General features: G+C 64.4%; 17 protein-coding genes and 1 pseudogene. 12 read left to right on the top strand and 6 right to left on the bottom strand.

Features of this window, described 5'->3' with window-relative positions:
- Window positions 1-19: 19 nt before the first annotated feature.
- Window positions 20-1189: an acyl-CoA dehydrogenase family protein gene (locus tag AC5Y7D_RS03210; RefSeq protein WP_499921470.1), complete on the bottom strand. Its 1170-nt coding sequence runs from the start codon at window positions 1187-1189 to the stop codon at window positions 20-22.
- 111 nt (window positions 1190-1300) lie between these two features.
- Here AC5Y7D_RS03210 and fabG point away from each other — a divergent pair, with 111 nt between their 5' ends.
- From fabG to AC5Y7D_RS03180, 6 genes are all read left to right on the top strand, one after another.
- Window positions 1301-2035: a 3-oxoacyl-ACP reductase FabG gene (fabG, locus tag AC5Y7D_RS03205; protein WP_499921712.1), complete on the top strand. Its 735-nt coding sequence runs from the start codon at window positions 1301-1303 to the stop codon at window positions 2033-2035.
- The gene (locus AC5Y7D_RS03200; protein ID WP_499921468.1) at window positions 2032-3255 is read left to right on the top strand and encodes an acetyl-CoA C-acetyltransferase; all 1224 of its coding nucleotides are present in this window, start codon (window positions 2032-2034) and stop codon (window positions 3253-3255) included. Before fabG ends, AC5Y7D_RS03200 begins: the two co-directional genes overlap by 4 nt.
- On the top strand, window positions 3252-4454 hold the full coding sequence (locus AC5Y7D_RS03195) for a CoA transferase (protein WP_499921467.1): 1203 nt from the start codon (window positions 3252-3254) through the stop codon (window positions 4452-4454). The genes AC5Y7D_RS03200 and AC5Y7D_RS03195 overlap by 4 nt, the downstream gene beginning before the upstream one ends.
- A gap of 14 nt (window positions 4455-4468) precedes the next feature.
- Window positions 4469-5662, top strand: a complete 1194-nt coding sequence (locus AC5Y7D_RS03190) for an acyl-CoA dehydrogenase family protein (protein ID WP_499921466.1) — start codon at window positions 4469-4471, stop codon at window positions 5660-5662.
- Window positions 5663-5666: 4 nt separating this feature from the next.
- The gene (locus tag AC5Y7D_RS03185; RefSeq protein WP_499921464.1) at window positions 5667-6365 is read left to right on the top strand and encodes a GntR family transcriptional regulator; all 699 of its coding nucleotides are present in this window, start codon (window positions 5667-5669) and stop codon (window positions 6363-6365) included.
- A gap of 431 nt (window positions 6366-6796) precedes the next feature.
- On the top strand, window positions 6797-7162 hold the full coding sequence (locus AC5Y7D_RS03180; RefSeq protein ID WP_499921462.1) for an Rv1352/Rv1906c domain-containing protein: 366 nt from the start codon (window positions 6797-6799) through the stop codon (window positions 7160-7162).
- A gap of 288 nt (window positions 7163-7450) precedes the next feature.
- On the opposite strand, the gene AC5Y7D_RS03175 is transcribed toward AC5Y7D_RS03180, so the two are convergent.
- Window positions 7451-7732, bottom strand: a complete 282-nt coding sequence (locus AC5Y7D_RS03175) for a hypothetical protein (RefSeq protein WP_499921459.1) — start codon at window positions 7730-7732, stop codon at window positions 7451-7453.
- Between AC5Y7D_RS03175 and AC5Y7D_RS03170 the strand changes: the two are divergent.
- Window positions 7729-8134: pseudogene (locus AC5Y7D_RS03170) on the top strand (enoyl-CoA hydratase/isomerase family protein); the annotation flags it as partial. The gene AC5Y7D_RS03175 and the pseudogene AC5Y7D_RS03170 overlap by 4 nt on opposite strands.
- Before the next feature lie 16 nt (window positions 8135-8150).
- On the opposite strand, the gene AC5Y7D_RS03165 reads toward AC5Y7D_RS03170, so the two are convergent.
- Window positions 8151-8975 (bottom strand): TetR/AcrR family transcriptional regulator, encoded by an 825-nt coding sequence (locus AC5Y7D_RS03165; RefSeq protein ID WP_499921456.1) that lies wholly within the window; start codon window positions 8973-8975, stop codon window positions 8151-8153.
- Between the two features lie 170 nt (window positions 8976-9145).
- Between AC5Y7D_RS03165 and AC5Y7D_RS03160 the strand changes: the two genes are divergently transcribed.
- Entirely contained in the window at window positions 9146-10150 is a 1005-nt protein-coding gene (locus AC5Y7D_RS03160; RefSeq protein ID WP_499921455.1) for a dihydrodipicolinate synthase family protein, read from the top strand.
- A gap of 82 nt (window positions 10151-10232) precedes the next feature.
- Here AC5Y7D_RS03160 and mbp1 read toward each other — a convergent pair whose 3' ends face one another.
- Window positions 10233-10469, bottom strand: coding sequence for a microaggregate-binding protein 1 (gene mbp1 / locus AC5Y7D_RS03155; RefSeq protein WP_499921453.1), 237 nt, complete (start codon window positions 10467-10469; stop codon window positions 10233-10235).
- 47 nt (window positions 10470-10516) lie between these two features.
- Window positions 10517-10753, bottom strand: a complete 237-nt coding sequence (locus tag AC5Y7D_RS03150) for a hypothetical protein (protein ID WP_499921449.1) — start codon at window positions 10751-10753, stop codon at window positions 10517-10519.
- A gap of 148 nt (window positions 10754-10901) precedes the next feature.
- Between AC5Y7D_RS03150 and AC5Y7D_RS03145 the strand changes: the two genes are divergently transcribed.
- From AC5Y7D_RS03145 to AC5Y7D_RS03130, 4 genes are all read left to right on the top strand, one after another.
- A complete protein-coding gene (locus tag AC5Y7D_RS03145; protein ID WP_499921446.1) occupies window positions 10902-11174 on the top strand; it encodes a GlsB/YeaQ/YmgE family stress response membrane protein in 273 nt (90 codons plus the stop codon).
- Window positions 11175-11291: 117 nt separating this feature from the next.
- The gene (locus tag AC5Y7D_RS03140; RefSeq protein WP_499921444.1) at window positions 11292-12122 is read left to right on the top strand and encodes an enoyl-CoA hydratase; all 831 of its coding nucleotides are present in this window, start codon (window positions 11292-11294) and stop codon (window positions 12120-12122) included.
- A 346-nt stretch (window positions 12123-12468) separates the two neighbouring features.
- Entirely contained in the window at window positions 12469-12900 is a 432-nt protein-coding gene (locus AC5Y7D_RS03135; protein ID WP_499921442.1) for an MmpS family transport accessory protein, read from the top strand.
- Complete coding sequence (locus AC5Y7D_RS03130) at window positions 12897-15815, top strand: MMPL/RND family transporter (RefSeq protein ID WP_499921440.1); 2919 nt, start codon at window positions 12897-12899, stop codon at window positions 15813-15815. Before AC5Y7D_RS03135 ends, AC5Y7D_RS03130 begins: the two co-directional genes overlap by 4 nt.
- A gap of 68 nt (window positions 15816-15883) precedes the next feature.
- Here AC5Y7D_RS03130 and AC5Y7D_RS03125 read toward each other — a convergent pair whose 3' ends face one another.
- Entirely contained in the window at window positions 15884-16048 is a 165-nt protein-coding gene (locus AC5Y7D_RS03125) for a hypothetical protein (protein ID WP_499921438.1), read from the bottom strand.
- Window positions 16049-16055: the final 7 nt, after the last annotated feature.

Genomic DNA, 16055 nt, shown 5'->3' with positions numbered 1-16055 from the left:
CCCCGTGGGAACAGCAAGATCAGCGCTGCGCCGCCTTCACCAGGTTGGACCCGATGATCAGTTGCTGGATCTCGCTGGTGCCCTCATACAGTCGCAGCAGGCGCACGTCGCGATAGATGCGTTCGACCGCAACCCCGCGCATGTAGCCACTGCCGCCGTGGACTTGCACCGCGAGATCGGCGACCTTGCCGGCCATTTCGGTGCAGAACAGCTTGGCCGCCGAAGGCGCGATTCGCCGGTCGGAGTTGTCCACCCACTGTCGTGCGGTGTCGCGGACCAGAGCGCGTCCGGCCAGCACGCCGGTCTGCTGATCGGCCAGCATTGCCTGAACCAACTGGAAGCTTCCGATCGGCGTGCCGCCCTGTGTCGCGGTTGCGGCGTAGGCGACGGATTCGTCGAGTGCGCGCTGCGCCGCGCCGACGGCGACCGCGGCGATGTGGACTCGCCCGCGTGCCAGAGAAGTCATGGCCGCGCGATAGCCGATGTCTTCGCTCCCGCCGATCAGCGCGCTGCCGTCGAGGCGGACGTCGGTGAAGTTGACGTCGGCCGTCCAAGCGCCTTCCTGGCCCATCTTGGCATCCTTTATGCCTATCTCGACGCCGGGCGCATCGGCGGGCACCAGGAATACGGCGATGCCCGGACCTTGGTCGTCGGCGGGCCGGGTCCGGGCGAAGACGATGAACAGATCGGCGACGGGGGCGTTGGTGATGAACCTCTTCTGTCCGTTGATCACCCAGTGCTCTTGGTCGCGAACGGCTTTGGTTCTCAGTCCGGCGGGATTGGATCCGGCGCCGGGTTCGGTGAGAGCAAAGGAGGCAACAGTGTCGCCGGACGCTATCGACTCCAGCCACCGAGCCTTTTGTTCGTCGGTGCCGAAACCGACCAGGACCTGGCCGGCGATGCCGTTATTGGTGCCGAACATCGACCGTACTGCCAACGAGGTGTAGCCCAGTTCCATGGCCAGCTCGACGTCCTGCACCAGGTTCAGGCCGAGGCCGCCGAATTCCTGCGGAATCGCATAGCCGAACAGGCCCATCTTCTTGGCCTCGTCGCGCAGATCGTCGGGCACCCGGTCGTCGTCGAGGATCTCCTGCTCACGCGGTACGACGGCGGTTCGGATGAAGTGACGGGTCTGCGCCAGGATCTCCTGGAAATCCTCGTCGCTGACTTCGGGCACCTCTGAAGTCATGGCGCTCCCTCCACGAACGCTCGGCACGATAAGGCAATATCATATATGAAATACGATGTGGGTTGATGTGCCCGTGGCGGGCCTGACGAAGGATGCGTGGTACAGGTGGCGATGCTGGACGGTCAGACCGCGGTGGTCACGGGGGCGGCTCAAGGACTCGGCTTCGCGATCGCCGAGCGGTTTGTTGCCGAGGGTGCCCGGGTGGTGCTCGGCGATGTGAATCTCGAGGCCACCGAGGCGGCGGCCCGGGGGCTCGGTGGTGATGACGTTGCGGTGGCCGTGCGGTGTGACGTGACGAAAGCCGATGAGGTCCAAGCGCTCGTGCAGACTGCCGTAGAGCGCTTCGGCGGCCTGGACATCATGGTCAACAACGCCGGAATCACCCGTGACGCAACCATGCGCAAGATGACCGAGGAACAGTTCGATCAGGTCATCAACGTGCACCTGAAAGGGACGTGGAACGGCACCCGGCTGGCCGCGGCGATCATGCGGGAAAACAAGCGTGGCGCCATCATCAACATGTCGTCGGTGTCGGGCAAGGTCGGAATGATCGGCCAGACCAACTATTCGGCAGCCAAAGCCGGTATCGTCGGGATGACCAAAGCCGCGGCCAAAGAGCTTGCCTACCTGGGCATTCGGGTGAACGCGATCGCACCCGGTCTGATCCGCTCGGCGATGACCGAAGCCATGCCGCAGCGCATCTGGGATTCGAAGGTGGCCGAGGTTCCGATGGGCCGCGCCGGCGAGCCCGGCGAGGTGGCAAGCGTTGCCTTGTTTCTGGCCTCGGACCTGTCCTCGTACATGACCGGGACGGTCATGGAGATCACCGGAGGCCGGCACCTGTGACAGGCGCTCGGCAGGAAGCGGTGATCTGCGAACCCGTGCGGACACCCATCGGCCGGTACGGCGGAATGTTCAAGTCGCTGAGCGCCGTCGACCTGGGTGTCGCGGCACTGAAAGGGTTGCTGCAGCGCACCGGGATCGCAACCGGCACAGTGCAGGATGTCATTCTCGGTCACTGCTATCCGAGCAGCGAGGCGCCTGCGATCGGGCGGGTGGTGGCACTGGACGCCGGACTGCCGGTCACGGTGCCCGGAATGCAGGTCGATCGGCGCTGCGGGTCGGGCCTGCAGGCGGTTATCCAGGCGTGCCTGCAGGTCAACTCCGGGAACAACGACCTGGTGGTCGCCGGTGGCTGTGAAAGCATGAGCAACGTCGTGTTCTACTCCACCGACATGCGTTGGGGCGGAGCACGTTCCGGTGTCCAGGTACACGACGGCCTGGCCCGCGGGCGGGTCACCGCCGGCGGACGGCACTACCCGGTGCCGGGCGGCATGCTCGAGACCGCCGAGAACCTGCGCCGGCAGTACGCCGTCTCACGTCGCGAACAAGACGATCTTGCGGTGCGATCACACCAACGCGCGGTGGCAGCGCAGCAGGCTGGCATCCTGGCCGACGAGATTGTTCCGGTAACGGTGAGCTCCCGCCACGGCGAGGAAGTGATCGACACCGATGAACACCCCCGCGCCGACACCACGGCGGAATCGCTGGGCAAGCTGAGACCGCTACTGGCCGAACAGGATCCGGACTCCACCGTCACCGCGGGCAATGCCAGTGGGCAGAATGACGCCGCGTCCATGTGCGTGGTCACCACGCCGGAGAAGGCGGCCGAACTCGGTTTGACGCCGCTGGTGCGCCTGGTGTCGTGGGGCCAGGCCGGCGTGGCGCCCAACGTCATGGGCATCGGCCCGGTACCGGCAACGGAGGCAGCCCTGGCAAAGGCCGGTCTCCGCCTGAACGACATCGACCTCATCGAACTCAACGAGGCCTTCGCGGCTCAGGCCCTGGCGGTGATGCGGGAGTGGAAGTTCGGTGCCACCGATCACGATCGCACCAACGTGCGCGGTTCGGGAATCTCGCTAGGGCATCCGGTGGGTGCCACCGGCGGGCGGATGCTGGCAACCCTGGCGCGCGAACTGGACCGCCGTCAGGCGCGCTTCGGGCTGGAGACCATGTGCATCGGCGGCGGCCAGGGGTTGGCGGCCGTGTTCGAGCGGGTGACATGACCGCTCCCGCGCTGCCGCTGGCCGGCACCACAATCATCGAAGTGTCGAGCTTCGTCGCGGCGCCGTTGTGCGGCATGACCTTGAATCAGCTGGGCGCGCAAGTCATCCGCGTCGACCCGATCGGCGGCGCAGCCGACGTCCAGCGCTGGCCACTTACCGACGACGGCACCTCGATCTACTGGACCGGACTCAACAAGGGAAAGCGTTCGGTCACTGTCGATTTGCGCGCTGAGCAGGGACAGCAACTGGTGCAGCGGCTGGTCGTCGAATCGGATGGCATCGTGGTCACCAATGCCGCCGGAATGACGTGGCTCGGATACGAGACATTGGTGACCAGGCGCCCCGACGTGATTCACGTCCAGTTGCTCGGGCGCCGGGACGGGTCCACCGGTGTGGACTACACCGTGAATGCGGCCACCGGCTTTCCGCTCGTCACCGGGCCGGCCGATCATGCCGGTCCGATCAACCATGTCTTACCCGCCTGGGACGTCAGCTGCGGCCTTTATGCCGCGCTCGCCGTCGTGTCCGCGGTGCGTCGTCGCGACCGGTCCGGGCAGGGCGCTCGCGTCAGTATCGCCCTCGAAGACGTCGCGCTGGCCACCGCCGGTAACCTCGGATTGCTGACCGAGCCCCAGGTGCTGGGAACCCAGCGGCCCAGGGTGGGCAACTCCATCTACGGCCAGTACGGTCAGGACTTCGTCAGCCGGGACGGGGTCAGGTTCATGGTTGTTCTGTTGACCCGGAGGCACTTTCGTGACCTGGTCGAAGTGACTGGTACCGGTGCGGCGGTGTCGGCGCTGGCTGAGGCGTTGAATGCGGACTTCGCTGCCGAGGGCGACCGGTATCGGTACCGCGACGTGCTCTCGGGACTGTTCGGCACGTGGTTCACCGACCACAGCGCTGACGAGATCAGTGCCGCACTGGCCGGGACCACCGTCCTGCACGAGCGATACCGTACCTTCGCCGAAGTCGCCGATGACGCGAAAGTCACCGCGAATCCGCTGTTTTCCCTACTGCACCAACCAGGAGTCGGGGACTATCTGGCCCCGGCGATGCCGGCCGCGTTCGACGGTGTCCACCCCGCCAGTGCGGCCGCGCCGGCGCTCGGGGCTGACACCACCGATGTGCTGGCCGAGTACCTGGGTTTGACGGCTGCAGACTTCGCGCGGCTGGCGAGTGCGAAAACCATCGCAGGCTGAGAGGAACCCAGCGCATGACCAGACTTGCCCAGACCCTCGGCCTTACCCAGGTACAGACCGAAATCGTCTCCACGGTGAGGCAATTCGTCGATAAGGAAGTCATTCCGAACGCAGCGGAACTCGAACGTGGTGACACCTACCCGCAGGCTATCGTCGATGGTTTGCGCGACATGGGCCTGTTCGGCCTGATGATCCCGGAGGAGTACGGGGGGCTGGGCGAGTCGCTGTTGACCTATGCGTTGTGTGTGGAGGAGCTGGCGCGGGGCTGGATGAGCGTATCGGGTGTGCTCAATACGCATTTCATCGTCGCGTACATGCTGCGACAGCACGGCACCGACGAGCAGAAGCACCGGTTCCTGCCGCGGATGGCCACCGGCGAGACGCGCGGCGCGTTCTCGATGTCAGAACCGGAACTGGGCTCGGATGTAGCCGCGATTCGTACCCGCGCCACCCGCAACGATGACGGCGCCTACACGATCGACGGCCAGAAGATGTGGCTGACCAACGGCGGCAGCTCGACGTTGGTGGCGGTGCTGGTGCGCACCGACGAAGGCGCGGACAAGCCGCACCGGAACTTGACCGCGTTCCTGGTCGAGAAGCCGACGGGTTTCGGCGAAGTGGTACCCGGGCTGATCATCCCCGGCAGGATCGACAAGCTGGGCTACAAGGGCATCGATACCACCGAACTCATCTTCGACGGTTACTGTGCGAGTGCCGACGACGTCCTCGGTGGCCAACCGGGGCAGGGCTTCTTCCAGATGATGGACGGCATCGAAGTCGGCCGGGTCAACGTCTCAGCCCGTGCCTGCGGGATCGGCATTCGCGCCTTCGAGCTCGCGGTGCGTTACGCCCAGCAACGGCACACGTTCGGCAAGCCGATCGCCGACCACCAGGCCATCGCCTTCCAGTTGGCCGAAATGGCCACCAAGGTGGAAGCGGCACATCTGATGATGGTCAATGCCGCCCGGCTGAAGGATTCCGGGGAACGCAATGACATGGCCGCGGGGATGGCGAAATACCTTGCCAGCGAATTCTGTTCGGAGGTGACCCAACAGAGTTTCCGTATCCACGGCGGTTACGGCTACTCCAAGGAGTACGAGATCGAGCGGCTGATGCGCGATGCGCCGTTCCTGCTGATCGGCGAGGGGACCAGCGAGATACAGAAGCTGATTATCAGCAAGCGGCTGATCGACGAGTATCGGGTGTGAAGCCGTGACCGTCCCCGATTTTGGCGCGCGCCCGCAGCTCTCGGAGGATGTCGCGAGTTTCGTTCGGAAGCGAATCTTCGAGGGCACCTATGCCGCCGGCCAGTACGTCCGGCTGGACCAGCTGGCCCTGGAGCTGGGCATCAGTGTGACGCCGGTGCGCGAGGCACTGTTCGCGCTGCGCGCCGAAGGCCTTGTCGCCCAACAGCCGCGCCGCGGCTTTGTGGTTTTGCCGTTGACCCGGCGCGACCTCGCTGACGTGGCCAACGTGCAGGCCTATGTCGGCGGCGAGCTGGCCGCGCGCGCAGCGCTGAACATCACCGAGGACCAGTTGCGCAAACTCGAGGACATCCAGACCCAACTCGAGGCCGCCTATGCGGCCGACGACGACGAGCGCACGGTCCGCCTCAACCACGACTTTCACCGGGCCGTCAACATCGCGGCGGACTCGGCGAAGCTGGCTCAGCTCATGTTGCAGATCACCCGTTACGCTCCCGAATCGGTGTTTCCCACGATCGAGCACTGGCCCGATCAGGCCGTCAAAGACCATCGGCGGGTGCTGTCCGCGCTGAGCAACCATGACGAGGAGCAGGCCCGCGCCGCCATGTCCGAACACCTGGCCGCCAGCGCGATTCCGCTGATCGAGCACCTCATCGAGCGCGGAGTGGTGATGCAGGACGAAGGCCGCGCTGACGGCGTTCGCTGAACGGCGCTACCCGCTAACAACATTCGGGTTGGGACACCGACCCGCGTAGCGCTGCCAACGCCTGCGCCCAGTCCGCACCCGTGCTCCGGGTGCTGGAGGCTGACGCCCGGACACCCGGATAAGCCCGGAGGCGATGACCCAGCTGGGCGAACTGGATCGATGAGCTCACATGGGTGCTTCGGTGGCCTGTGGACCTGACAACAGGATGGTCGAACTCCGCAAATACATCACCCCCCGCAACGCCCACGGAGCACCTGGATCACAGCCGGCCCCTGTCAGCTGCCTCCATCACCCCGAGAAGGTGCACGAAACCGGCGATAAGACGAATACCATCGGCGCCCACACTCCGGCACTGCATGACCGGTTCGGTTGCTGGTCGAACGCGCCTGGGCCTACTGTGCACTAGGAGATCGCACTGCAGGGAGAACAGCATGCCGCGCATACTGGCCCGCGCTACGGCCATACTCACCGCCTGCGTGTCTGCGAGCGCGTTGGCGCCGCCTGCCTCGGCCGAACCGCTGGATCCGATCCCGGGGAACGGTGTTTTCGTCGTCGGACCGGATATCGCGCCGGGCCTTTACCGCACCGCCGGTTCGGCGTCGACGTTCGGAGTTTGGATCAACAACGTGCCGACGCAGGACTCGATGTGCGCATGGTTCACCTACAGCACTCCCGATGCGAACAAGGAGCATGTACTCCAGACGAATATCTCGGTCGGTCCGATGTTCGCGAACATCAACACATCGGTGAAGGCCTTCGAGTCGCAGAACTGTCAACCCTGGACGCGGGTGCCCTAGAGCTGTGGGTCGGCAGCTCCCGCGGCCGACCGATATCGACTTTCCCGGTCCCGCCACGGCGCACGTCATCATCGGGGTCCCATACCGCCCATACCGTGGGTACCTTGAAGAAACTCAGTAGTTGCCTTGCTGCGGAACGTAATTGATCGACATCGAGACGGTGACAGAGCACTGCGGCGCCCACCCGCTCTCCGGCACTGCCGGCGTCGTTGCTGACGTAGGCGGCTTCGACGCCCTCGATGGTGCGCAGTGCGCACTGCACCTCGCCGGGATAGGGGGTGGCGCCGCTCACCCGCGCACCGGTGGGCGCAGCTCTTCGGCGGGCAGGAGCGCATCCAGCCTGCCGGGACGCTGCGACGAGAGGTCGACGTGGTCTCGGTCCGGGTGGCGGGGGTAACCGTCTGGGTCATCGCATCGACGATCCGCCGGACAGGTTCGTTCGCGGTAGCGTGCGAGCCGGCTGGCCGGCCAGATGTGTTGTAACGCGGGGAGTTCGGTTGCCGGTACCTGGTCTGCGGCGTCGAGGTATCGGTGTGCGCGTAACTCCTGCACGCTGATCAGCTGCGGCATTGGGCAGTCTGCACATGTTCTTCCACCGGTTGGGCCCGGTGCTGGCCCGGCGCCTGCTGCTGACCGGCGACATCATCGAGGCGGACGACGTCGCACACCTCGGAATCTTCACCGACACTTGCGATCCCGGGTCGGTGACGGCGCGTGCCCGGTACTGGGCGGAGAAAGCGGCCAAGATGCCGGCCGACGGCGTCGTCATCGCCGAGGAAGCATTCCGGCCGGTCGAACAATGCCAGGCCTACCAGGGCGAGGAAGTCGCAAGCTACCTGTTCCACGCCTTCGGTACCAACCTGCAGTTCGCGCCGGGTGAGTTCAACCTCGTCGAGGCGCGCGCACAACACGGCACCGAGGAGGCTTCTATTGCGCGACCGACACTTCCACGTTCCGGAACTCGACGCATGAGGTTCCGTCCGCAGCGCTAGCGGGTGGTCGAGGTCTTGGCCCGGCTCCGCGCTCCGGCCTTGCGGGGCGCGGCCTTGGTGGCTTTTGCTGCCGACGTGCCCGCCTCGATCAACTGGCCGGCGTGGTCCAGGATGCATTCGAGGCCGTACTCGAAGTTGGTCTCGTCCGGAGCGCCGATACGGTGCCCTTTGCCCGTGACTTGGGCGATCAGCGGTGTGGTTTGCGGGTCGACGGCCACCGCCTCTTCTATGGTGCGCAGCCCGTCCTCCGATGACTTGTTCTTTTCGTGCAGTCGATGGAGCACCACCGACCCGCGTACGTGCAGCGAAATCGCGGAGTAGGTGTCGAAGGCATCCTCCGGTGACAGTCCGGCCTCGACCAGGTTGGCGATGGCCCTTTCCATCTCCTGCGCACCGACCCGGGCTGCCTTCGGGCTCAGCGCCGCCCGAATGAGAATCAGATCACACAGAATCGGGTTGCCCATGAACGTTTTTCGCATCAGGCGCGCGTGGTTGCGCAGCGTTTCGCGCCAGTCCTTGGCCTCGACGTATGGGGTGGCGAAGACGTATTTGCTCAACGCGCGGTCGGTCATGGCGTTGAGCAGGTCGTCCTTCTTGCGGAAGTACCAGTAGATGCTGGTGACGCCGACCCCGAGGTGTTTGCCGAGCAGCGGCATGCTCAGGTTGTCGATCGAAACCTGTTCCGCCAGTTCAAAAGCGCCGCTGATGATGTCCTCGGGATTGATGGACCCGCGTTCGCGCCGCTGCCGTTTTTCCGCAGTCGCCTGCTTTGCCACTCCCGGGCACCTCCACTGATCTTCACCGCATGTGCGGGTTTCCATCTGCTACTGTAATACCTATCGTAGGCTTTTTGGTATAGATCGCCGGGCCGGCGGAACACGGCGGGTCGGCAGCCACCGAGTGAGCCACAGGCTAAGCCATGGAGCAGGGATTGGCGAACGCGGCCGCTGCCGGATGATTACCACGATCACGCCGGCTGAGAGGGGCTGTGATGGCAACCGCGAGTAAGGCGCGTTCCTGGGCGCCCGGCGCCTTGCGCGGAATCGGTGACTCCCTCTACACGCCGTTCTGCGGAACCGACGGCGACGACATCGATTGGGACGCTTACCGAACGCTGGTTCGCTATTGCGTCGGCGACCTCGGGCATCCGATGTTGTGGTGCACGAGCGGTCTGGCCGAGTTCTGGGCGCTGACGCTCGACGAGCGAAAGCGCCTGCTGGAAGTCGCGATCGACGAGGGACGGCGGACAAATCCCGATGTCGTCATACAGGCGTGTACCGCGGCCATGACGGCAAAGGATTGTCTCGAACTGACGTTGCACGCCCAGCAGGCGGGCGCCGACATCGCCTACATCCAGACGCCGATGATGGAGGCACATGGCGGCGAGGGCGTGCTGCGATTCTTCTCCTACATCGCGGCGCGCACGGACATTGCGCTTGGCATGTTCAATTCGCCCTCGTCGGGTTACGTCCTGACGGCGGCCGAAAGCGCGCGAATCTACGATGAAGTGCCGGCGGTGTGCGCTACCAAAGAGGGCGCATTCCGGCCGGAAAGCAGTCGGCGGCTGCACGAACTCGCGCCCGGCCTGGTGCTCTGGGAATGCGACCGGACGGTGTACCGGGCCGGTTGGTTACGCGCAGGCGTTGTCTGCCCGGCACAACTGGGGACTGTCGGCTATCTCTTCGAAACGCCTCAGCGCCGGCTGTTCTCCGAGTACTGGGATCTGGTGATGGCGGACAGACTGCTCGATGCGATGGACTATGGACGGAAGTCTGGGCTGGACCAGTTCGACCTCGACCTGGGCTCGTGGTGGACCTGCTATCCGGGCCGCCCGGACTACTTCACCCATTGGGGTGGAGCGTTCAAGTACGCGGCATCCTTGCTGGGGTTGCCGATCGGTTCGTACCCGCATTCGCGGCCGCCGCAGGCCGAGTTGCCGGCCGAGGCCAAGTCGCAGATCGAGGCCGCGTATCGCCGGCTGGGGCTTGTCGGATAACAGTCGAAAACCCTGCAGGACAACGGTTTCAAAGCAGGAGGCCCGGTCGATGGACCGGGCCTCCTGGATAGCTGTGGGCTGGCTACTGCTGGGCCTCTTGGCGTGCCTCTTGCACCTTGGCCTCGCCCCGTGCCGCCTCGGCCTGGGCCTCGTGCTTGGCGGCGTCGCGCTGAGCTTCGGCCTTGTCCTGCTGGGCCTTGCCCTCGTTGACCAGGTCGTTGCGGCCCGCTACCGTGCCGATGGCCTCTTTGGCCTTGCCCTTGACGTCTTCCACGACGCCCTTGATGGCCTCGGCCGGGCCGCTGTTCTCGTTCGCCATTGTGTTCTCCCTTTCGTTTTGCTGTCCCTGGGTTACCTTTTCAGCGGTCAGGGCAAACGGTTTGGCGATGTGTCACTGGTCACGACCTCGGTTGGCGGCGCCGAAGCGGACGTCTCCTGCGCGCTGCCGGTGAGCCGACGTCGTGCCCACAGTGCGACTGCGACCGCTGTACCGATCAGCGCCGGCCACAGCAGGAGTTGGGTGAGTGTCATTGCGATCTGGGCGCGCAGGGCCAGGGTGCGTGCCTGTCCTACGCGGTGAGCAACTGCTTTTGTCGTGGTCACGGTGTCCTCCTGTAAGCCGGATTGCGCGGCCGGCGCGCTTGCTACCGATAACCCAGCCAGGTGTCCTTCCAAACCCGGATTACCACCCGGCAATGGCGGGCATACCGGTGCCGATCACTGCGACGGCAATCGCGACTTCGGACTGGAAATGCTCACTCTGGGTGTGATCGGGTGGATCGTCATCGGCGGTCTGGCCGGTTGGATTGGCAGCAAGATCATGAAAACCGATGGGCAGATGGGCCTCGTCCTCAACATCGTGGTGGGGATCGTCGGAGGACTCCTGGGCGGCTTTCTGCTGCGCGGCTTCGGCGTCGACGTGGCCGGCGGTGGATTGTTGTTCTCCTTCCTGACCTGCCTGCTGGGCGCGATCATCCTGCTGGCGATCGTGAAGCTGGTCACGGGGCGTCGCGTGTCTCGTTAGCCTCATCGAGCTGGCCGGCCCTAGGTGCGGCGAGCGCCGCCGGCTCTCGCGGAATGAAATACCGTTAGGTATACGGTATGGGTGAGCAATCTAGCGGTACCCGATGAGGAGTCACCGATGAGCGCAGCCGACGACGACGCCGCGGTGCTGTACGAGAGCACCCCGCGGGGTGTCGCGATCGTCACGCTCAATCGTCCCGACCGTCTCAACGCCTGGGGTCCGGATATGGCCGGCCCGTTCTATTCAGGGGTAGATCGCGCGGAACAGGACCCGGCGATCAAGGTGATCGTGGTGACCGGCCGGGGTCGGGCGTTCTGTGCCGGCGCCCACTTGGGTGCGTCTGGATCGGCGGGGAGCGTCGGTGATTCTTTGGCGAGCGCGGCCGGCAGGAGTGTCGCGGATCTGGTAGGTGAACGACCACCGCATTTCGTCACCGAGTTGCGAAAGCCTGTCATCGCGGCCATCAATGGGCCCTGCGTCGGCATCGGCCTGACCCAGGCGCTGATGTGTGATGTGCGGTTCGCCGCGACCGGCGCCAAGTTCGGCGCGGTGTTCGCCCGCCGCGGACTGATTGCCGAGTTCGGCATCTCCTGGATCCTGCCCCGCCTGGTGGGCTGGGGCGTTGCGCTGGACCTGTTGTTGAGCGGCCGCACCTTTCTGGCCGACGAAGCGGCCGAGCTGGGTCTGGTGAAGGAAGTGGTGGCGCCCGAAGGTCTGATGGCGCGAGTGCTGGAATACGCCGAGGGCATCGCCCAGTACTGTTCGCCGACGGCGATGGCGGTGATCAAGCGCCAGGCCTACGGCGACGCCTCCCGCGATGTCGCCACCGCCACCGCGGACGCCGAAGCGCTCATGTGGGAGGCACTGCCCCGGCCCGATGTCGTGGAGGGGATTGTCAGCTTCTTGCAGAAGCGACCGCCGCGATTCCCCGCCCTGACGGAAATCTGACTGTCCGACAGTTCGGTGGGGGAGTCGCGTACCCGCGACGTCTCGGACGTGACGGCGAACCTCTGGTCCATCCCACCCGGGTGGCCGCACCTGAGCCAGACCCAGTTGTCTACCGCACGCAGACAAAGCATCCCGTTGCCACGACTCTGCGCTATGCCATACGGGGTAGGGTATATTCAAGGCGTTGGTCCTAGGACTCTGCTACCGGGAAGGAGGGCGTGATGAGGGCGCACGATGGCAGATGTGCGACCGAAGGCCTTGGTAACAAAGGCCGAACGGCCCTTCCGGTGCGTCCGGGCCCGCGCGAGACTCACCGAGGGCAAGGCCAAGAAACAGGGGAAATCGTATGCTCGCCTTTTTGAAGCGAGGTTGGATACCGCTGGTCGTCGTGGTGGCGATTGCCATGGGCGGTACGGCCGTGCAGCGCCTGCGCGACGTCTTCGGCTCCGACAAACTTTTCTCGACCACCGGCACCGCCGCGGAGACCATCGTGTCCTTCAACCCAAAGACCGTGACCTATGAGGTCTTCGGGCCCAGCGGCACGACGGGAAGCGTGAACTACTTGAACAAGAATGCTCAAGCCGAGGAAGCGAAGTTCAGCAGTTTGCCCTGGACCTACACGATCTCGACGACCTCCCCGGCGGTCATCGCCAATGTCATAGCCCAGGGAGACAGCGACCGTATCGGCTGTCGCATCACCGTCAACGGCGATGTCCGCGATGAGCAGGCGTCCAGTGGCCACCACGCCCAAACCTTCTGTCTGGTGAAGGCCGCATGAATACCGACGCTGACCGCCGTCCGCCCTTCATGCGCTTTGTGCGCGCCTTCGCCATTCCCATCATTCTGGTGTGGCTCCTTCTCACGCTTGCCGTCAATCTCCTGGTGCCGCCGATCGAGTCGGTTGCCAGAACCCACGCGGTGACAATGTCGCCGCAAGATGCACCCGCGATGATCGCCGCGAAACGCATCGGTGCCACGTTCCACGAGTCCGATTCGGACAGCATCGTGATGGTGGTCCTGGAAAGCGACAAAGAGCTCGGCGACCAGGCGCACGCCTATTACGACGGGTTGATAAGGAAGCTGACGGCCGACGCGAAACACGTTCAGCACGTTCAGAATTTATGGGGTGACCGGATTACCGCCGCCGGTTCACAGAGCGGGGACGGCAAGGCCGCGTACGTCCAACTCAACGTGGCCGGTAATCAGGGCAGCACCCTCGGGAACGAGTCCGTCGATGCCGTCCGCAGGATTGTCGACGAGTCGAAGCCACCTGCCGGCATCAAGACATATGTCACCGGCCCGGGAGCGCTGACGACGGATATGAACGAATCCGCCGACAAAAGCATGTTCAAGATGATGGGCGTGACCGGTGTGGTCATCATGATCATGCTGTTCGTCGTTTATCGCTCCGTCGTCACCGTGTTGCTGGTTCTGGTAATGGTCGGCTTTGAAATGGGCACGGCCAGAGGAGTGGTCGCCGTGCTGGGGCACTACGACCTGTTGGGTTTTTCGACGTTCGTTGTCGCCATGCTGTCCTCGCTGGCCATCGCGGCGGGAACGGACTACGCGATCTTCCTGATCGGACGCTATCAAGAGGCACGGCAGTCCGGGCAAGACCGGGAAACGGCCTACTACACCATGTTCCGCGGCACCTACCACGTCATCCTGGGTTCCGGACTGACCATTGCCGGGGCGTCCTTCTGCCTGCACTTTGCGCGCCTGTCGTACTTCAAGGCCCTCGGCATTCCGTCAGCCCTGGGATTGCTCGTCGTGATCGCCGGAGCGCTGACCGCGGCACCGGCCGTCGTCGCGGTGGCGACTGGGTTCGGTCTGCTCGACCCGAAGCGGATGATCAAGACGCGGGGATGGCGGCGGATGGGAACCGCGACCGTCCGCTGGCCGGGCCCGATATTCGTTGCGTCGCTGCTGATCGCGCTGGTCGGCCTGTTGGTGGTGCCGACCATGGCGATCAGCTACAACGATCGCTATTACATCCCCTCGAATCTACCGTCGAACGTCGGATACAACGCCGCAGAACGCCATTTCAGCGCGGCCAGGCTCAATCCCGACATTCTCATGATCGAGGGCGACCATGACATGCGGAACTCGAGCGACATGATCATCCTGGACCGCGTCGCCAAGGACATCTTCCGGACGCCGGGAATTGCCCGCGTGCAGAGCATCACCAGGCCGTTGGGTGGCCCGATCGAGCACAGTTCGATCCCGTTCCAGGTCAGCATGCAGTCGCTTCCGATACAACAGAACCTGCAGTTCATGAAGGACCGGATGGCCGACATGCTCACCATGAGCGATGACCTCGGCGTGATGATCGGTTCGATGCAGCGGATGCAGGGCCTGATGAAGCAGATGAGCGGCACAACTCATCACATGGTCGGCGACATGAGTGCGATGAAGGCCACGCTGGACGAGATGAGAGACCACCTGGCCGACTTCGACGACTTCGCCCGGCCGTTCCGCAACTATTTGTACTGGGAGCAGCACTGTTTCAACATTCCAGCCTGCTGGGCGGCGAAGTCGGTGTTCGAGGCTATCGACGGAGTGGACAAGTTCAGCGAGGACATGACCACCCTGCTGGGCGACATGAACAACATCGACGCCCTGCTGCCCGCGATGGTGGCCGAGTTCCCCCCGATCATCGCGGTCGCACAATCCATGCAAGGGACATTGCTGACGCTGCACAGCAGCTTCTCCGGTCTGGTCACCCAGATGTCCCGCATGACCGACACCGCAAGCGCCATGGGCCAGGCGTTCGACTCTTCCAAAGCCGACGACTACTTCTACCTACCGCCGGAGGCGTTCGACAACCCCGACTTTCAGCGCGGCCTGAAGCTATTCCTGTCACCCGACGGCAGGGCGGCCCGGTTCATCATCACCCACGACGCCGACCCGGCCACGCCGATAGGCATTGCGGCCGTCAAGCCCGAACTCAACGCCGCCCACGAGGCCGTCAAGGGCACGCCGTTGGCCAACGCGAAGTTCTTCCTGACCGGCACGGCAGCGGTGTACAACGACATCCAGACCGGCTCCCAGTTCGATCTGTTGATCGTCGGCATCGCAGCGCTGACACTGATATTCATCGTGATGCTGGTGATCACCCGAGCCCTGGTCGCCTCGCTGGTGATCGTTGGCACGGTGTTGTTGTCGCTGGGTGCGGCATTCGGGCTCTCGGTGCTGGTGTGGCAACACATCTTGGGCCTGGAATTGAACTGGATCGCGCCGGTGTTCGGGTTGATCATCCTGCTCGCCGTCGGATCCGACTACAACCTGTTGCTCGTCTCACGGTTCCAGGAGGAGATCGGCGCGGGCCTGCGGACCGGCATCATCCGGTCGATGGGTGAGACCGGCGGCGTCGTCACCGCCGCGGGCCTGGTGTTCGCCTTCACCATGATGTCCATGGCGGCCAGTGACCTGAGCTCAATCGGCCAGGCCGGCAGCACGATTGGGCTGGGCTTGCTGTTCGACACGCTGATCGTGCGATCGCTGATGACACCGTCAATTGCCGCCCTGCTGGGCAGGTGGTTCTGGTGGCCCCTGAAGGTGCGGCCACGTCCCGCCAGTTACATGCTCCGGCCGTTCGGGCCGCGCCGGTTGGTACGCTCCCTTCTCCTGGGTGAAGAGACCGACGCTGTCAAGCCTGTCGAACGTCGCGAGCAAGTGCCGGCGAACGCCTAGCCGACCACAGGAATGATGCCGCCAGGCGGGGCAGACTGGCCTGCGCTTTCAGCTGTGTGCAAGCAGGATCAATGAGCCCGGATGATTCGCATCATCCTGAGATTGATTCGGACGAAACGCCAGATCTGAATGGCAAGGTTCTGACGCCTCCGCCGCGTCGTGTCGGTGGGTAGTGGGGCATCGGCGATGCGCTCGGCGGTCTGGATGTTGACCTGCGAATCCGTTTCGGTCATGTGGGAG

This window comes from Mycobacterium sp. NGS49 (assembly GCF_059812565.1).
This window is presented reverse-complemented; position numbering and strand designations above follow the sequence as displayed.

Excerpts from the sequence above, each read along its gene's own strand:
- AC5Y7D_RS03125 (WP_499921438.1), bottom strand. The coding sequence starts at position 16,048 with ATGACCGAAACGGATTCGCAGGTCAACATCCAGACCGCCGAGCGCATC.
- AC5Y7D_RS03160 (WP_499921455.1), top strand. The coding sequence starts at position 9,146 with ATGGCAACCGCGAGTAAGGCGCGTTCCTGGGCGCCCGGCGCCTTGCGC.
- AC5Y7D_RS03165 (WP_499921456.1), bottom strand. The coding sequence starts at position 8,975 with ATGGAAACCCGCACATGCGGTGAAGATCAGTGGAGGTGCCCGGGAGTG.
- AC5Y7D_RS03135 (WP_499921442.1), top strand. The coding sequence starts at position 12,469 with ATGCTCGCCTTTTTGAAGCGAGGTTGGATACCGCTGGTCGTCGTGGTG.
- AC5Y7D_RS03145 (WP_499921446.1), top strand. The coding sequence starts at position 10,902 with ATGCTCACTCTGGGTGTGATCGGGTGGATCGTCATCGGCGGTCTGGCC.
- AC5Y7D_RS03195 (WP_499921467.1), top strand. The coding sequence starts at position 3,252 with ATGACCGCTCCCGCGCTGCCGCTGGCCGGCACCACAATCATCGAAGTG.
- AC5Y7D_RS03180 (WP_499921462.1), top strand. The coding sequence starts at position 6,797 with ATGCCGCGCATACTGGCCCGCGCTACGGCCATACTCACCGCCTGCGTG.
- fabG (WP_499921712.1), top strand. The coding sequence starts at position 1,301 with ATGCTGGACGGTCAGACCGCGGTGGTCACGGGGGCGGCTCAAGGACTC.
- AC5Y7D_RS03175 (WP_499921459.1), bottom strand. The coding sequence starts at position 7,732 with ATGCCGCAGCTGATCAGCGTGCAGGAGTTACGCGCACACCGATACCTC.
- AC5Y7D_RS03130 (WP_499921440.1), top strand. The coding sequence starts at position 12,897 with ATGAATACCGACGCTGACCGCCGTCCGCCCTTCATGCGCTTTGTGCGC.
- AC5Y7D_RS03190 (WP_499921466.1), top strand. The coding sequence starts at position 4,469 with ATGACCAGACTTGCCCAGACCCTCGGCCTTACCCAGGTACAGACCGAA.
- AC5Y7D_RS03210 (WP_499921470.1), bottom strand. The coding sequence starts at position 1,189 with ATGACTTCAGAGGTGCCCGAAGTCAGCGACGAGGATTTCCAGGAGATC.
- AC5Y7D_RS03140 (WP_499921444.1), top strand. The coding sequence starts at position 11,292 with ATGAGCGCAGCCGACGACGACGCCGCGGTGCTGTACGAGAGCACCCCG.
- mbp1 (WP_499921453.1), bottom strand. The coding sequence starts at position 10,469 with ATGGCGAACGAGAACAGCGGCCCGGCCGAGGCCATCAAGGGCGTCGTG.